11 protein-coding genes are annotated in these 17704 nt (G+C 45.9%); 8 read left to right on the top strand and 3 right to left on the bottom strand.

Annotation, left to right across the window (positions count from 1 at the left end; all coding sequences use genetic code 11):
* Positions 1–66: 66 nt before the first annotated feature.
* Both QMY49_RS08260 and QMY49_RS08255 read right to left on the bottom strand, forming a co-directional pair.
* Positions 67–1788, bottom strand: coding sequence for a solute:sodium symporter family transporter (locus QMY49_RS08260; RefSeq protein ID WP_239923802.1), 1722 nt, complete (start codon positions 1786–1788; stop codon positions 67–69).
* 133 nt (positions 1789–1921) lie between these two features.
* Positions 1922–4024, bottom strand: coding sequence for an alpha-galactosidase (locus QMY49_RS08255; RefSeq protein ID WP_283313999.1), 2103 nt, complete (start codon positions 4022–4024; stop codon positions 1922–1924).
* Between the two features lie 232 nt (positions 4025–4256).
* Here QMY49_RS08255 and QMY49_RS08250 point away from each other — a divergent pair, with 232 nt between their 5' ends.
* Entirely contained in the window at positions 4257–5318 is a 1062-nt protein-coding gene (locus QMY49_RS08250; protein WP_239923800.1) for a LacI family DNA-binding transcriptional regulator, read from the top strand.
* Here the strand turns inward: QMY49_RS08250 and QMY49_RS08245 are convergent.
* Complete coding sequence (locus QMY49_RS08245; protein ID WP_005450607.1) at positions 5315–6775, bottom strand: DUF2867 domain-containing protein; 1461 nt, start codon at positions 6773–6775, stop codon at positions 5315–5317. The genes QMY49_RS08250 and QMY49_RS08245 overlap by 4 nt on opposite strands.
* 95 nt (positions 6776–6870) lie before the next feature.
* Here QMY49_RS08245 and QMY49_RS08240 point away from each other — a divergent pair, with 95 nt between their 5' ends.
* The 7 genes from QMY49_RS08240 to QMY49_RS08210 all read left to right on the top strand — a co-directional run bounded on the left by QMY49_RS08240 (position 6871) and on the right by QMY49_RS08210 (position 17552).
* A complete protein-coding gene (locus tag QMY49_RS08240) occupies positions 6871–8247 on the top strand; it encodes an MATE family efflux transporter (RefSeq protein WP_005450606.1) in 1377 nt (458 codons plus the stop codon).
* A gap of 129 nt (positions 8248–8376) precedes the next feature.
* On the top strand, positions 8377–9048 hold the full coding sequence (locus tag QMY49_RS08235; RefSeq protein ID WP_005428554.1) for an ABC transporter ATP-binding protein: 672 nt from the start codon (positions 8377–8379) through the stop codon (positions 9046–9048).
* Positions 9029–11482 carry an ABC transporter permease gene (locus QMY49_RS08230; RefSeq protein WP_009698130.1) on the top strand — a complete coding sequence of 818 codons (2454 nt, stop codon included), beginning with the start codon at positions 9029–9031 and terminating at the stop codon, positions 11480–11482. The genes QMY49_RS08235 and QMY49_RS08230 overlap by 20 nt, the downstream gene beginning before the upstream one ends.
* Positions 11482–12606, top strand: a complete 1125-nt coding sequence (locus tag QMY49_RS08225) for a lipocalin-like domain-containing protein (protein ID WP_005450604.1) — start codon at positions 11482–11484, stop codon at positions 12604–12606. Before QMY49_RS08230 ends, QMY49_RS08225 begins: the two co-directional genes overlap by 1 nt.
* A 331-nt stretch (positions 12607–12937) precedes the next feature.
* Complete coding sequence (gene nhaA, locus QMY49_RS08220) at positions 12938–14113, top strand: Na+/H+ antiporter NhaA (RefSeq protein ID WP_005444559.1); 1176 nt, start codon at positions 12938–12940, stop codon at positions 14111–14113.
* A gap of 458 nt (positions 14114–14571) precedes the next feature.
* Positions 14572–15198, top strand: coding sequence for a TetR family transcriptional repressor PsrA (gene psrA, locus QMY49_RS08215; RefSeq protein WP_005444555.1), 627 nt, complete (start codon positions 14572–14574; stop codon positions 15196–15198).
* A gap of 68 nt (positions 15199–15266) precedes the next feature.
* Positions 15267–17552: an acyl-CoA dehydrogenase gene (locus QMY49_RS08210; RefSeq protein ID WP_283313988.1), complete on the top strand. Its 2286-nt coding sequence runs from the start codon at positions 15267–15269 to the stop codon at positions 17550–17552.
* Positions 17553–17704 lie beyond the last annotated feature (152 nt).

The raw sequence follows: 17704 nt of genomic DNA, 5'->3' as shown, positions 1-17704 counted from the left end.
CTATCGCATCATAAAAAATCGGAGCCTGTGCTCCGATTTTTTATATCCGTGACTTATCGATCTTATTTATGGCATGTACATGTCATTCAGTTTAGTCACTTGCTTATGCTTTCTACGCTTGATGAAGTAGTTAGAAACCACACCAAACATCAAGACGAGACCACAGAAGCCGTACACTTGCATGATGGTTGGATCTCTTGACACAAAGCCCGCGTCCGAGAACATCACGTAAGCCCCCAATACCATGTAGATGATGACCGCTGATGCTTCAAAGCGGAATGACCACGGCGTCACATCGATATTCTTATTCACTGGCATTACGTAATCCGTATCACGTGGCATGAAGTGACCAATCGCAAACATCAACGCAGTACACACGACGAATAGAATCGCTAATTGGTGTAGGAAGTGGATTGGTGTATCAAAGACCAATTGCATCGCTGCGTAGGAGCTTACAAATATGGTTAGCGCGACTTTTGCAGCAATAGCCGGTACACGTTTGGAAATGTAGCCTACAAATACGATGGTGAAGATAGGCACACTAAAGAAGCCCGCAACCATTTGTAGGTATTGGAACAAGCCTTCTGGTGCGTACATGATGAAAGGGGCAATACAGACCGAAATGATCGCAATGATAACACCGAAGATACGACCTTTACCGACCAACTCCTCATCCGATTTGTCTTTGCCAAATAATGGTTTGTAAACATTCAAAGCAAACAAGGTTGTTGAGCTGTTCAATACGCCGTTAAAGGTACTTAAGATAGCGCCAAACATGACCGCAACAAAGAAACCAACAAGCGGCTTAGGCAATACCTCGTTCACCAAGCGTGTGTACATCGTGTCTGGGTTGCCTGCATCTGCGCCAAACATATGGAAAGCAATGATGCCCGGAATGATTAGGAAAAGTGGAGAGATAACTTTAATCGCACCCGCGAGAATCACACCTTTCTGACCTTCTTTCAGGTTCTTCGCGCCAAGTGCACGTTGGATAATAGATTGGTCAGTACCCCAGTAGTACAAGTTCACCAACAATAGACCTGTGAACAGGGTAGAGAACGGCAGTGGATCGGTTTCTTTACCTACGGATTGCAGCTTTTCTGGGGCGGCAGTCAGCAATACGTCTAAACCTTCCATAAAGTTACCGCCGCCTAATGCCATCAGACCAAATACAGGGATCATCAAACCGCCGGTGATCAAGCCTACGCCATTGATCGTGTCTGCAATTACCACGGCTTTTAGACCGCCGTAAATCGCGTAAAAGAAACCCAGCAAACCAATAGTGGCAGAAATAAGGGCGATAGAGCTGAACTCAGAAATACCCAATAAACCTTGCACATCAAAGATTTCGCCCAGTACCACTGCGCCAGCGTAAAGAGTGGTAGGTAGAATGTTGATGACGTATTGGCACAAGAACAACAGGGTAACGAACTTCTTCACCGACATGTCGTAACGGCTTTCTAAGAAGTCAGGAATGGTGGTGATACCTTGCTTGAGGTAGCGAGGGACAAGCAGCAGCGCAATGATAACCAGTGTGACGCCAGAGGCCACTTCCCAACCCATCACACTCATGTTGTGGGTGTAGGATTGTGCACTCATGCCAACAAAGCTAGTAGCACTCAGGTTGGTAAGAATCAAGGAGCTGGCAATCAGCCCACCTGTTAAGCTTCGTCCACCAAGGAAGAAACCGTCTTGAGAGGTGTGTTTATCGTTTTTAACTTTGCTGTAAGTGAACACCACAACAAAGCCTGTAAACAGCAAGAACGAAAGTAATACTGTAATAGACATTTTGTTTCCTTAACAAGTTAAGCAATTAAGTTTTGCTTGTTAGTTGTAGGGTGTCCCTCTAGCGCGTATAGGAGTGTTTTATCAGGAACAACGCGAAGTTGAAACCCGGTCGCTAGAGGGCACAGATAGAGGTTTAAATTTTCTTAAGGTGTACAATCAGTGCCGATTCAGGGTCGAGAATCGGAAGCGTCACCCCAATTTCCTTTAAGTTATCGCCACTTAACGTCAGGGTTTTGTCTAGCCATTGCGGACGTTGCTTCATCAACTGGAAGCTGGTTTTTGGCATTTCAACAATCTTGACTTCGTAACGGGCGTTTTCATCCGCACAGCTAACGCGAAGTGGAGATGGCAGCGCATGATTTGGCATTGCCAACTGACACACCGTAATCAGCATTTCTTGCCCGTTCTCAACGCCATAGATGTTCTGGTTTTGATCGGCAGGATCGATGCGGAAAGTACGTCCAGAATGAAGCAAATCGCGATACTGTTTGTGCAGTTGAATGTAATGAGCAAACGCTTGTTTTTCTTCCGCGCTTTCTTTTACTGGATCGAGCTCCACACCCATGTGGCCGCTTAACGCTGTCACACCACGCATGTTGATCGCATGACGACGATTGGTTGAGTGACACTCTGCAGGACCAATGTGAGCGCCCATGACTTCAGGTGGGAAGAAGTAGCTCATACCACGCTGAATCGCTTGACGTTCCAGCGCATCGTTACAATCAGAAGCCCAGAAACGGAGAGTGCGTTTAAGGATTTCAAAATCAATACGACCACCACCCGAAGAGCAAGACTCAATTTCAACCGCAGGGTGTGTTGCTTGAAGCTCGTCCAGCAAGCGGTAAAGCGCTTTCGTTTGACCATGTACAGCAGGTTTACCTTGATGCCCCGGTTGAACCAATTCACGGTTCATGTCCCATTTCAGGTAGCCGATGTTGTAACGAGTCAGTAAGTCATTCAAACGTTCAAACAGGTAGTTGAAGCAATCTTGGTTTTGCAAATCCAACACGTATTGCCAGCGACCGGAGGGCTGGTGGTAGCCTTGCAGACTTAATACCCAATCTGGGTGTTGGCGATATAGATTTGAGTCTTGGCTGACCATCTCTGGCTCAACCCAAAGACCAAACTCCATGCCTTTGTTGTTTACGTGCTCGATGACAGGCTCAAGACCATTTGGGTACTTTGTTTCATCCAAGTACCAATCACCAAGCGCTGCGCGTTCGCCATCACGACCTATGAACCAACCATCATCAATGATGAAGCGCTCGACACCCATCTCGGCGGCTTCGGTTGCCATCTGCATGATGTATTCGGGTTTATGATCGAAGTAGATGCCTTCCCAGGTGTTTAAGTGAACAGGACGAGGCTTGTTGTTTGGAAATTGAATAATATTGGCACGAACGAACTCGTGGAATCGCTCTGATATTCCATTCAAACCCGAGTTACTGTATGTCGCGTAAAGCCATGGTGATTGGTAGGTTTCACCGCTTTGTAGGCGCTTTTCACCAGACAACAGCAGTTCACCTGCTTGAACAAAACGGCGACCGTCACTACGAACATCGGCACGCAGTTGATGGTTACCACTCCAACCAAGATGGAAGCCCCAAACTTGTCCCAATTGTTCACTAAAGCCATTAGTGCCTGCGAACAAACCTGGGAAGTTTTCGTGAGAGGTGCGACCGCGACGGTTTTCTTGCATAAAGCCACCATGCTCAAAGCTCAAACGCTGAGTTTGAAACTCATGGCACCAGCGTCCGTGAAACGTCATCAGCTCGTTTGCATGGTTAGGAAGTGGCAGGGTAGAGGAGAGCTTACCCAAGCAATACTCACCGGCAGTCGTGTTTTTTACGGTGATGCGTTTTTGTACCACATCACTGTTAAAGTCCAGTTGTAGCTCAATCAATAATTCAAGACCGGCAATGTCATCTTGCAGGGTAAATGTCGCGCTGTTGTCATCGTGCTCAATGGATGTGGTTGTGAACACGGGAGCCCAGTCTTCGCCATTGCGATGTCCCTCAATCCCAGGCGCATTAAAGTGACCACTACCCAGCTCAGGGCAGAGTGATAAGGGTACGTCGACATCAAGGCGAGCCTGAGATATAGGGCGCTCGGTTGAGAGCATTAAATCGGGATCGATCTGAGCGATTTTTGCGCCCCAATGAAGGATTTCAGGAACACGATCCACTTTAATGATCATGCTGTGATTCTTGGATTTTAAGTGAACAATTTTTTGCATGTTGTTTCTCTGTTTTCGCAAACATTTAGTCTGCAAATAATCATGCGCTTGTTTGGTTTTATTTCGATTAAATAGCCGTTTAAATGTGACTTTGAACAGGTTTTAGAACGCAGTTTTGTGTGCTAGATCTGCTGTTTTCGGGAACATTTTTTCATGTTTTTTACGACATTGTTCACGAGAACATTCGAATAAATTTGGTAGAGTGAACAGCAAATCAGAATAGGAGAACGCAGTGGCAGTTACGTTTAAAGATGTTGCACGGTTAGCAGGTGTCTCGACGCAAACCGTATCGCGCGTAACCAACGGCGCGGATAACGTCGCAGAAGAAACACGAAAGCGAGTTAACGACGCAATCAAAAAGCTTGGATACGTGCCGAACAAAGGGGCACAAATGTTGAGCCGAGCGAAGTCGCGGATCATCGGTATTGTCTCTTTGGATATCTCACTGCACGGTGTGGCTCTTATTGCTAATGGCGTGCGCAACCAAGCGCATGAGATGGATTACGCGACGGCGCTGGCAGTGTTAGGTGACAACTCCATTGAGGAATTCCGTGTTGCAATCCGAGAGCTCATTGCCCAACAAGTTGATGCCATTATCATCAACGCCCCAGTAACCAGAGAGATGGCAGAGACCCTAGTGGAGCAGTTCACTCAGCTCACGCTGGTTTTTATCGATGTACCCGAGGGGACGCCCGTTAATTCTCTCAGTTGTGATCATAAATCTGGGGCAAATTTGGCGATCTCCCATTTGATTGAGCACAAACGCGAATCTTTTGTGTGCATTTCTGGACCCAAGGCATCCACGGCTTCTCAGATTCGTTACCAAGAGTGGCAGTCACAGATTCAGCAGCGTGGACTGATGCAAACGGCATTCTATGAGGGGGACTGGCAAGCAGCCAGTGGCTACAACGCAGTTAAAGACGCCGTGTTAAAAGGTGTATCTTTTGATGCCGTATTAGTCGCAAATGATCAGATGGCGCTTGGTGTGTTATGCGCGCTTTCGGAGGCGGGTATTAATGTCCCTAAAACCGTGTCTGTGGTTGGGTTTGATGGCATTCAAGATAGCCAATTTTTCTCACCCCCTCTGACAACGATTAAGCAAGATTTCAACGAACTTGGACGAAGGGCGGTCAAGTTAGTGCTGAGCCAGATGGAAAAAGGACAAGGCGTTGTGTCAGAAGTATTGCCTGTCAGCTTGGTTGAACGACAAAGCACATCAGCAAAGGCGGATACACTTTATGACAAGCAAGAAATACTTGCTCATCTAGAAAATATCCGCCGATTATTGCCTTAACCGTCAGGTTGGGCTTTGCTTTGGCTTTCTAGCACTTCTGCTTCTTTGGCGATGGCTTTCACCATTCCTTTAAAGATAAATAGGTGTGCGGGCATCATCGCAAACCAGTAAAGTAAGCCCGGAAAGCCTTGTGGGTGCCACCATGCGGTAATGTCGAACTCACGCTCTTCGCCATCGTCTTTAATCGTGATTTCCAAACGACCAAGTCCCGGTCCTTTCATTCCAAAGAACAGTGAGAGGAACTGGTTCTCTTCACAGCGAATGACTTTCCATGAATCAATGAAGTCACCCACCTTAAGCTCTGGTCCTGGTGGTGAAACTCGAATAGGTTTCCCACCACCAAAGAAGATATCGAGCCACTCGCGGGTTCGCCAAAGGAGATTGGCAAAGTAATAGCCTTTTTCCGGGCTTCCGATCTTTTGCGCGACTTTCCAAAGTGATTCCGCAGAGGCTTTTGTCTTGATGTTAGCTCCCGCTTGTTTTGGATAGTACCCGTAGCCTGGTTGCCAACGTTTGAGTGCTGCAGGCTCAAATCCCCAAACATTACTGCGCACAAAAGTCCCTTCAGTTGCTATGGTGTCTGTAACGGACTGCTCATAGCTGATCAGCTCTTGAGGGAATCGCTCATGAATGGCTTTGGTATCAGCAATGTAATCGTGTTCCAAACCTGCAAGTAGCGCTTTACCAATACTTGCGGGTACAGATGTCACAATAGCTAACCAATACGATGCCATTTTAGGTGTCAGCAGGGGTGTTGACCAAAGTCGGTAAGGTTTCTTAGTGACCTTACAGATTACTTCAAATTGATCGCGATAACTTAGTGTATCTGGACCACCAACTTCATAAATTTCACTTTCTGTTGGTTTGGTTTCTGCCAATTCAAGCAAATAGTGATTGAGGTTGGGTAGGGCGATTGGGTTGGCTTTGGAGTCTACCCATTTAGGTGCAATTAGAATCGGCAGGTTATAGACAAAGTCGCGCATGATCTCGAATGCCGCAGAACCGGGACCGATAATGACGCCAGCTCTAAGTTCAGTAACAGGCACACCGGCTTGGCGAATGATCTTTCCCGTCGCTTTGCGTGCTGCCAAATGTTGAGAGTTGCCAGTTTGAGGCTGAATTGCACTTAAGTAAATAACGTGTTCTACACGACTTTTCTCAAGGGCATTTTTGAAGTTCTCTGCGAGGTTTAATTCGTATTCAACAAAGTCGTGACCTTGCGCCATACCGTGCACAAGGAAGAAAACCAAATCAAAATCATTCACGATTTCGAGCGTCGCTTCTGCTTCGGCGAGGTCTAAATAAGTGAGTGTGAGATTAGGGTGTGGCTGAGTTCGGGATTCTAAATAGTCAATATGACGCGCCGCTGCCGTGACAATGTAACCTTTATCAAGCAGTTGTGGAAGAAGCTGTGAACCAATGTATCCTGAAGCCCCAAGTACCAACACCTTTTTCATTCTGAGTCCTTTTTATTGCTGGTGGATTAGTCACCACTGGGTATAATCATGAGACACTTTTCCCGTTCTATCAATAAGTTGTCGTCGGAGCGAGCATGACTTTTTTCTCACAATTGGTTACTCATGCTGATAAGTCGTTTTTACGTCGACTATTTGCTATCGCATTACCCATTACTTTACAGAGTATGATGTTCTCCAGCCGTGGCTTAGTAGACGTGTTGATGCTTGGTCAGTTGGGTGAGGCAGAAATTGCGGCTGTGGGTGTTGCAGCTAGAGCGACCTTTGTTACCACAATTATGTTGCTTGGTGTAACAACTGGTGGTGCGTTGTTAACGGCGCAATATTGGGGGGCGGGCGATAAAGTGGGGGTGCGCCAGAGTACTTCACTCACTTGGATGATCTCCATGGTATTCGCGGCTTTCACTGTCGTGTTATTTGTGTTGTTCCCCGAGCCCATTATGCGTCTGACAACAGATTCAGAAGAAGTGATTCGTCTTGGTGCCGATTATCTGGTGATCTCATCGGTCAGCATGTTTGCCGTGGCTTGTGTTGCCAGTATGGCGGTGGGTCTACGCGCCATGCATCAACCGGGGTTAAGTACTTTTTTTAGCGGCATCGGCATTCTGTCTAATATCTTTCTTAACTGGGTGCTTATTTTTGGGCAATTTGGCTTTCCTGCGATGGGGATTAAAGGGGCTGCCATTGCGACGGTCATCAGTGGCGCAATTGAAGTAACCTGTTTATTCAGTTATCTGTGGTTTAAAAAGCACATCATTGCTTTTGGCTTGGATGACATTCGTGCCAGCTTAGTGTTGGATAAAATCACCCGATTCTTAAAACTTTCCCTTCCGACAACATTTAACTTCCTAGCATGGGCGGGCGGCTTGTTTGCTTATCACGCGATTATGGGACAAGCAGGCGTGCAAGGCTTAGCGGCATTGTCAGTAATGACGCCAGTAGAGTCGATTGCTCTTGCTATGATGATTGGCTCGTCTAACGCTGCTGCGGTATTGGTGGGTAATCAATTAGGCGCAAAGAACTTTGGTCCGGTTTACTACCAAGCGTGGGCAACCGTGATTCTCAATGTGTTGATAGCTGTTGTTGTCGCGATTTTACTTCTGCTCTCAAACCAACTTATTCTCGATGCCTTTAGTGCTCTAACGCCAGAAACGCGCCACCTAGCTGAACAGTTTATGGTGATTCTTGCGATCGGTGTGGTTCTTCGCTCTGTACCTATGATGGCTATTGTTGGTGTACTTCGTGCGGGTGGGGATGTGAAGTTCTGTTTATACCAAGATCTAATCGCGCAATGGGTGATCAGTATCCCTCTTGCTGCTTTTGGTGCAATTTATCTTGGTTTTGAGCCTCAGTGGGTTTATTTGCTGTTTTTGACCGAAGAAGTGGTGAAGTGGGGAACATGTCTACACCGCATGGCGAGCAAGAAATGGATGAAAAATTTGATCGAAGCTTGAATGGTGTCGCGAGACAAGTTGCATTTGTACTCTGATAGTGTGATCAACTATTCAAAATACTTCCTACCAACAGGATTTTAGTGTAGATTCTGATTCCAATTTTTAAACACCATTTGAGCGGCAAAATCAATGTTAAAACTGTCAGACCTATGTAAAGGCTATGTAGACGGGGGAGAATTTCATCCTGTACTACAAGGGGCAGAATTAACATTACAACAAGGTGAACAAGTTGCATTAATGGGGGAAAGTGGCTCAGGTAAAAGTACCTTACTTAACTTGATAGCTGGTCTTGATACCGCAGATTCTGGCGAGATCCAGTACCCAAGCTTCGCCATGCACAGCGCTCCAGAGCACTTAAGAACTCTATACCGCCGCAACAATATTGGTAATATCTTCCAGCAGTTTAACCTACTTCCTACTTTGAACATCGCTGACAACATCCGTTTTTGTCGCCAATTAAAAGGCTTACCAGAAGATAAAGGCTTGTGGCGTCAAATTCTTTCAGCTCTAGACCTTATGCCGCTTTTAGGTCGTTACCCTGAAGAAGTCTCTGGTGGTCAGCAACAACGTGCAGCGATTGCTCGTGCTTTGTACATGGAACCGAAAATCCTGCTTGCCGATGAGCCAACTGGTAGTTTGGATGAGCGTAATGCTGAAGCGGTAATGCGTTTGCTAACGAGTCTTGCTCGCCAGTTAGAATGTACTTTGCTGCTGGTGACACACAGTGAAAAAGTGGCAGAACACATGGAAGGTCGAATCCGTCTTCAAGGAGGACAGCTACATGTTATGGCCCGTAGTTAAGGCACTACTCGGTCATTACCGTCGCTATCCACTTCAAATCATTCTTGTTTGGCTTGGTTTAACCCTCGGGGTGTCCCTCCTTGTCGGTGTGACTTCTATTAACCAACACGCTAAACAGAGCTACGAAACCGGTGAGAAACTTTTTTCAAACCCTTTGCCTTACCGTATTCGTACTAAGCATTCTGCTAACAAAATTCCTCAGGGCTTTTATATTCAATTACGTCGCGCTGGTTTCAACCAATGTGCGCCTTTTGATATTCTTCATCTCGATACGAAAGCCGACTTAAGCCTGATGCTAGTAGGCGTTGATCCTGTAGCGCTGTTGCCGCTTCACCAAGGTAAATCACTTAAAGACCTTCCTATGTTGTCTTTAATGAAGCCTCCGTATCCTATCCTTGCTAGCCAAGATCTGGCTGCACACATGCAATGGAATGATGGCGACTTTATTGAGCTCAATGATGGCAGTCGACTTGGACCGCTAAAAGTCGATACGGACAACTTACTCTCTGGCACTCGCCTCGTTACCGATATTTCTCTTCTTCGTATGCTTAAGCGCAGCTCCGGTTTGTCCGCTATTGCTTGTGGTGAAATGTCCGAAGAGAAAATGTTGGCACTAAAAAATATGCTGCCAAACGGTATGACACTGGTGCGTAACAGCCGCTCCGAATTAGAGTCACTGACAAAAGCATTCCACATGAACTTAACGGCGATGGGTATGTTGTCGTTCTTAGTTGGCTTATTCATCTTCTATCAAGCAATGTCGTTGTCTTTTATTCAACGTCAGCGCTTGGTTGGTATCCTCCGTCAAACGGGGGTGAATGGCATGCAATTGGCGCAAGCGCTTATGCTTGAACTGACCATCCTTGTTCTTGTTGCTTGGGCGTGTGGTAACTTCTTTGGTCTTATTTTGGCAAATGAGCTTATCCCTGCTGTCTCTTCAAGCTTGAGCGATCTTTATGACGCAAACGTCGGTTTGACGATTGGCTGGTCATGGGAGTCGAGCCTGTACAGTTTGGCAATGTCAGCGATGGGCGCTTTGATTTCGTGTCTGTGGCCGCTGATTCGCTTGTTAAAGTCACAACCGATTCGACTTTCTTCTCGGTTGTCTCTGATGCGTTTTGCTGGGCGAGAGTTCTCTTGGCAGGCTTTCGCGGCGTGTGCGTTCTGTGTAGCGGCAGTTGCCGTCTATCAAGCGCCAAAAACTCAAGAGTCGGGATTTGCGATTATCGCACTCATGCTGATCAGTGTGGCGTTGTTTATGCCGTTTTTGATGTGGCATATGTTCCAAAGCTTCTCTTATTCACTTCGTTGGGTTCGTGTACGTTGGTTCTTTGCCGATGCTGCAGCAAGTATGAGTTATCGTGGTGTAGCAACCATGGCATTTATGCTCGCATTGGCAGCGAACATTGGCGTGGAGACCATGGTGGGCAGCTTCCGTGATACAACGGATAAGTGGCTGAGCCAACGCCTTGCGGCTGATATCTATATTTACCCAACTAATAACTCAGCAGCACGCATGAGTGCTTGGTTAAAAGAGCAACCCGAAGTGGATGCTGTTTGGTGGCGTTGGGAAAAAGATGTCCCTACTGAGCGCGGTGCATTACAAGTGGTGAGCACGGGTTCTTCAGAAGGAGAGTTGGACTCTCTTACGGTGAAACTAGGCGTTCCAAATTACTGGTATCACTTGCACCATTCTAAGAGTTTAATGGTAAGTGAATCCATGGCTTTGAAGCTCGACATTCGCCCTGGCGACTATATCGACCTTCAACCTCCTTTAGGGGGAGGTTGGCAAGTGGTTGGCGTGTACTACGATTATGGCAACCCATATAACCAAATCATGATGTCTCATCGTAATTGGCTGTACGCGTTTGCGGGCTCTGGTAATGTTGGACTTGGTGTTTTGCTGGAAGATAATGTCAATGGCGAAGGCTTGAAGCGTAGATTAGAGAACGTATTCCGTTTGTCCCAAGACCGAGTCTTTGATAACAACAATATCTACAACCAAGCTATGCGTGTGTTTGACCATACCTTTGCTATTGCAGGCACCTTGGGCAACATCACTCTGATCATTGCGGTATTTGGTTTGTTCTTTGCAACACTTGCGGGAGAACTTTCTCGGCAAAGACACTTCTCACTACTGCGGTGTATGGGTGTATCAGGCAAAGAACTAGTCATGTTGGGTGGTTTACAGTTATTTGTCTTCGGTACCATCTCAGCCATCATTGCGGTCCCACTTGGTTTAGCATTGGCACACTTGATCGTTGATATCATCATTAAACAATCATTTGGTTGGTCGCTAGAGTTACAGACGATTCCTTGGGAATACGCTCAAACGATCGCTTGGGCAATGTTGGCGATCATGATAGCAGGAGCTTTACCTGTTATCAGGATGATTAAGAGCACGCCAATGAAGTCATTGAGGGATGCGCTGTAGTGAAAAACATGAAACTCAAAAAGCTGCTATCTCTTTCTGCATTAGTGTTTGTCGTATTTGTCACCCTCGCGGGCATGACTCTTTATTTTACGTATTGGGCGGAAGCGACAGCAACTGAACAAAGTGAAATCAGCGATGTATTAAAGCGCGAAAGTAAGACTATCTTCGAGCCAGTTCTACCAAATGAGCACGTTTCGCTGCCGCATGATTTCCGTTTTCATCCAGATTACCAACATGAATGGTGGAACTACTTTGCGAAGGTGCAAGACAAGCACGGCAAGGTTTACAACATTCAATGGAGTTATTTCCGCGTTGCTACCGACGAGCGTGATACTCGAGGTTGGCAAAACCCACAATTGTTTATCTCTCATATTGTCGTCAGTTCCGGCTCGCATGTTTGGAAAGAGCAGCGTGTCGCTCGTGGAGGGATTGGGCAGGCGGGCATGACGAATCGTCCTTTCCGTTTATGGATTGACAACTGGACTTGGCGTGCGCTTGGCTCCACACCATTCCCAGGAAATCTTGATGTCTCGACCGATACGTTTGCAATTGACTTAAATACTACAACGAGCGGTCCTTTTGTTGTTAATGGTGACAAAGGGTTCCAAGTTAAACATGCGCTGCAATCTATCGCGTCTTTTAGCTTCAGTGCGCCGTTTCTCAATGTCAAAGGTACCCTTACCCTTAATGGACGTGAAATCCCGGTATCAGGCTCTGGATGGACACAGAAGGAGTGGGGAAGTGGTCTGATTGGCGAAGGGCAGCAAGGTTGGGATTGGTTTGTGTTTAACCTTGATGATGGACGAGCGCTTACAGTGAGTCGTTATCGTCATAATGGTCAGGTTCCTCATTTATTCGGCACACTATCAACGCGTTCTGGCAAGGTGATAAACCTAACAGAAAAAGAGCTGACGATGACGCCACTGCACGTCACTAACTTGTCTAATGGAAGAAGGCTACCGCTTCAGTGGATCATCAATGTCCCCGGGCAAAACATCAATTTAACGACACGGATCATAAAATCGGACATGTGGCTTCCTTTTGTGATTCCATATTGGGAAGGACCGATACTCGCATCGGGTTCCAATGAAGCCTGGGGTTTTATGCAACTCACCGGTTACTAGAAACAACGAAAAAGCCACCCAACAAGGGTGGCTTTTTTGTTACTGAAACACGCAGTTTTCGGTGTAAAACCGCACGTTAATCACGAAAATTAGTCAGATATTATACTAACTTAATAGTAGTCTATGTGAATAGATTGAGCTTATAAGGAGATAGGCAGGTCTTGTAAATAATTATGTTCTTGTTGAAAAATACGATGTTTCGTAAATGAAACCTCGGAAAAATCGAAGTTTAAACTCTAAACAAGCGATTATTCTAAAATTTTCAGCAGCTATACACTCTCATCATTCTTTGTTAATCGTTTATTAAGATAATAAATATAAGGGCGAAACCATGAACGATGTCATTCGTGACTTTTTCAAAATGGAATCCGCAGGCGGTATCCTTCTTGTGATTGCAGCAGCAATCGCTATGACCATTGCAAACTCACCGCTTGGCGAAAGTTATCAAGCAATGCTGCATACTTATGTATTTGGTATGTCAGTGTCTCACTGGATCAACGATGGCCTGATGGCTGTGTTCTTCCTATTAATCGGTCTTGAAGTAAAGCGTGAGCTGCTTGAAGGCGCACTTAAATCAAAAGAAACCGCAATCTTCCCTGCAATTGCAGCGGTAGGCGGTATGTTAGCTCCGGCACTTATCTACGTTGCTTTCAACGCAGGTGATGCAGAAGCGATTTCTGGCTGGGCAATTCCTGCGGCAACAGACATCGCGTTCGCTCTAGGTATCATGGCGCTTCTTGGTAAGCGTGTTCCAATCAGCTTGAAGGTTTTCTTACTTGCGTTGGCGATCATTGATGACCTTGGTGTGGTTGTGATTATTGCGCTGTTCTACACTGGCGACCTATCAACGATGGCATTGATTGTCGGCTTCATCATGACGGGTGTCTTGTTCATGCTGAACGCAAAAGAGGTCACCAAGCTAACACCTTATATGATTGTCGGTGCGATACTATGGTTTGCCGTACTTAAATCTGGTGTTCACGCAACACTTGCAGGTGTGGTTATCGGCTTCGCTATCCCACTTAAAGGCAAGAAGGGCGAGCACTCTCCACTGAAACACATGGAGCACGCACTTCACCCATACGTAGCATTCGGTATTCTTCCTCTGTTTGCTTTTGCAAATGCAGGTATCTCACTAGAAGGCGTATCGATGTCAGGTCTGACTTCAATGTTGCCTCTGGGTATTGCGCTGGGTCTGTTGGTTGGTAAACCACTTGGTATCTTCACATTTAGCTGGGCTGCAGTGAAAATGGGCGTGGCTAAGCTGCCAGAAGGTGTGAACTTTGTACATATTTTCGCTGTGTCCGTGTTGTGTGGTATCGGCTTCACCATGTCGATCTTCATCTCGTCACTTGCGTTTGGCAATGTAAGTCCAGAATTTGATACTTACGCTCGACTAGGTATCCTGATGGGCTCAACGACAGCTGCTGTAATTGGTTACGCACTACTGCACTTCTCCTTGCCAAAGAAAGCGGCTGAAGAAGTCGCAAGCGAGAAAAAAGCGTAAGCTAAGATAGAATAATTTAACGAAAGCCTCCCGACAGGGGGGCTTTTTTGTATCCGAGGATCGGTGAAGTTTGTTCAACGTAATACAAGGTTAAGCGAAGGCGGCAAACTCAAATGACAGACGAAAAAAAGCCCAGACGAAAAATTGTCTGGGCGGATACAAACATAGGAGTTAATAAGAAAAAGCAGCAATGTAGCAACTAGATAGAAACAAGTTTGACGGCCTGTGAAACTTTAAATGCCCTAGTTGTTACAATAATTCAGACCGAGACAATTCCAAACAGTTCCATTTTTTTTAGAATTTTTTTTCACAAAACAATATTCGCTTTAAATTCATTCCTTTAAGTTCGCACTTCTTCTGTCTGGTCAGACCAATGCTTGAAAATGTGATGTTAATCATTTGTTGATCTCAGGTTTCGGGAGTATATTTCAAACAGTTGTTTAATACGAGTGATTGAAATGGCCCCGAGAAGTACAACTAAAGAAAAAATACTCGATGTAGCAGAAGGACTATTTGCAGAATACGGCTTCAATGACACATCACTACGAACCATTACTGGTAAGGCGAATGTCAACCTAGCTTCGGTTAACTACCACTTTGGCGATAAGAAAACACTGGTGAGGGCAGTATTAGACCGATACCTAGAAGCGCTAATGCCAAATATTAAGACGTCTTTGATCGAGTTAAACACGCGCGATGATTACAACATGGATGAAGTGTTTGAATCGCTACGTTTGCCTCTAAGAGCACTGAATGATGTGCGTCCGAATGGTACTGCGTTATTTATGTTGCTAATTGGTCGTGGATATACCGATGTCCAAGGTCATTTACGTTGGTTTATTAGTACAAGATATGAGGAAGTGCTGAAGCTGTTTATGTTTTCCATCATGAAAGCAAATTCGGAATTGACGGAAGAACAGTTGTTCTGGCGATTGCACTTCACACTAGGCACTTGTGTTTTCACTATGGCATCAAGCCAAGCGTTAACCGAGATTGCAGAAAGTAAGTTTGAAAAAGAGGTCGATGCAAAGTCTGTCGTTGATCTTCTGATTCCATACTTGTCGGCAGGTATGTCAGCCAAGTAAACGAAATTAAATCAATAATAAAATAAGTTAAAGCCGCGAGCGATGACGTGAACAAAAGGATCTGAACTATGAGCTCTCTACGAAGAAAATGGATTAGTGACCCAGCATTCAAAATGTTTAAGAAAGTACTGCCTCCATTGTCGAGCACGGAAAAAGAAGCGATGGAAGCGGGTAGCGTATGGTGGGATGCTGAGCTGTTTTCAGGCAAACCTAACTTTACGACGTTACATCATTATCCAAAACCTGCGCTTTCTTCTGAAGAACAAGCTTTCATGGACAATGAACTCGAAACATTGCTTGAAATGCTTGATGACCAAAAGATCGTTAAGGAAGACAGAGATCTTTCGCCTGAAGTATGGGAATACTTGCGTAAAGAGCGTTTCTTCTCGTTAATCATTTCAAAAGAGTATGGCGGTCGTGAGTTCTCAGCACTGGCTAACTCGACCATCGTTTCTCGCATCGCAACACGTAGTATCAGTGCTGCGGTATCAGTGATGGTTCCAAACTCTCTGGGACCTGGTGAGTTGCTGTCTCACTATGGTACTCAAGAACAGAAAGATTATTGGTTGCCGCGTTTAGCAGATGGTACGGACATTCCGTGTTTCGCCCTTACAGCTCCAGAAGCGGGCTCTGATGCCGGTGGCATTCCAGATCAAGGCGTAGTGTGTTACGGAACTCACGAAGGTGAAGAAGTTCTTGGTATCCGTGTTAGCTGGAATAAGCGTTATATCACTCTAGCGCCAGTAGCAACAGTTCTTGGGTTGGCATTTAAGCTTCAAGATCCTGATGGTCTACTTGGCGACAAAAAAGACGTGGGCATTACTTGTGCACTTATCCCAGCAGATCATGAAGGTGTGGAGATCGGTGAGCGTCACGACCCACTAGGCTCTGCATTCATGAACGGTCCAACACGCGGTAATGATGTATTCATTCCAATGGAATGGTTGATTGGTGGTTCCGAATACGCAGGTAAAGGCTGGCGTATGTTGGTGGAATGTCTATCGGCTGGTCGTGGTATCTCTCTTCCTGCACTTGGCACCGCGATTGGTCACCTTACAACGCGTACAACCGGTGCTTATGCATATGTTCGTAAGCAGTTTGGTATGTCGATTGGTAAGTTTGAAGGTGTGGCAGAAGCGATGGGTCGCATTGGTGGTTTAACTTACCTGTTGGAAGCGACACGAACGCTGACAACCACTTCTCTGGATATGAAGGAGAAGCCGGGCATCGTGACCGCAATTGCCAAATACCACATGACCGAAATGGCTCGTACTATCCTGAACGACTCTTTCGATATTCATGCAGGACGTGCAATTCAAGATGGCCCAATGAATTACCTAGCTAAGCACTATCTGGGTATTCCCGTTGCGATTACCGTTGAAGGTGCAAACATCCTGACTCGCAACTTGATGATCTTCGGTCAAGGTGCGACACGTTGTCATCCATATGTTTTGAAAGAAATGGAAGCAGCAGCAAACCCAGATGTAAAAGAAGGCGCAAAAGAGTTTGACGAATTGTTGTTCAAACATATTAAACATGCGATGGGTAATACTTTTGGTGCTCTTGGCGCGGCATTGACAGGTTCTCGCTTTGTTAAAGCGCACATGAGCGGTCCTACGCAGCAATACTATAAAGACATCACGCGCTTAAGCCGCGCACTTGCAGTGAGCGCAGACTTTGCAATGTTAACTCTAGGTGGCGATCTGAAGCGTAAAGAAATGATCTCTGCACGCCTTGGTGATGGTTTGAGTTACTTGTACATGGCGTCCGCTGCACTTAAGAAGTACGAAGATGAAGGCCGTCAACAAGGTGATTTGAACTTTGTGCACTATGCCGTTCAGCACTGTTTGTACAACGCATCGAAGTCGCTTAATGAAGCGTATTCAAACTTCCCAGTGAAATACGTCGGTGGCGTTCTGAAAGGTCTGTTGTTCCCATTGGGTAATCACTTCAAAGCTCCAAGCGATGAGCTCTGTGTGAGCCTTGCTGAGGCAATGATGACGCCTGGAGCTCAACGTGACCGAATGACGAGCTTATGCTACATCGGTCAATCAGAGGATGATAGCGTAGGGCTCATGGAACGAGCGTTCCTTGCGATGTACGACGTGAAGCCTCTTGAACGCAAACTGATGAAAGCAGCGAAAGATGGCAAGGTAGCGCGTAAAGGTTTATTGCATGACCGCCTGCAACAAGCATTCGAAGCGGACGTACTTACTGAGCAAGAAATTGATCAAATTATGGCAGCAGACAAACTGCGCTATAAAGCGATTCAAGTCGACCATTTTAGCCACGACTTTTCAGAAGTTCGTACAAATGCCCCAAGCAAAAAATCGCATTTGAACTCGGCAGCGTAATACGACTGCGTATAAAATAAGAAAAGCACCTCAATTGAGGTGCTTTTTCGTGTTTGAGCCTATAGCTTTTTTGTTGAGTGCTCCAACCACTTGCATTTTCGCAGCATTTTTACAGAAATTAGGTGCGAAGTAGGGCTGAACCTTTTATCCTA

The organism is Vibrio harveyi (genome assembly GCF_030060435.1).
Lineage (GTDB): Bacteria > Pseudomonadota > Gammaproteobacteria > Enterobacterales > Vibrionaceae > Vibrio > Vibrio harveyi.
Note: the sequence above shows the minus strand (reverse complement) of the source record. Positions and strands in the feature narration are given on the sequence as shown.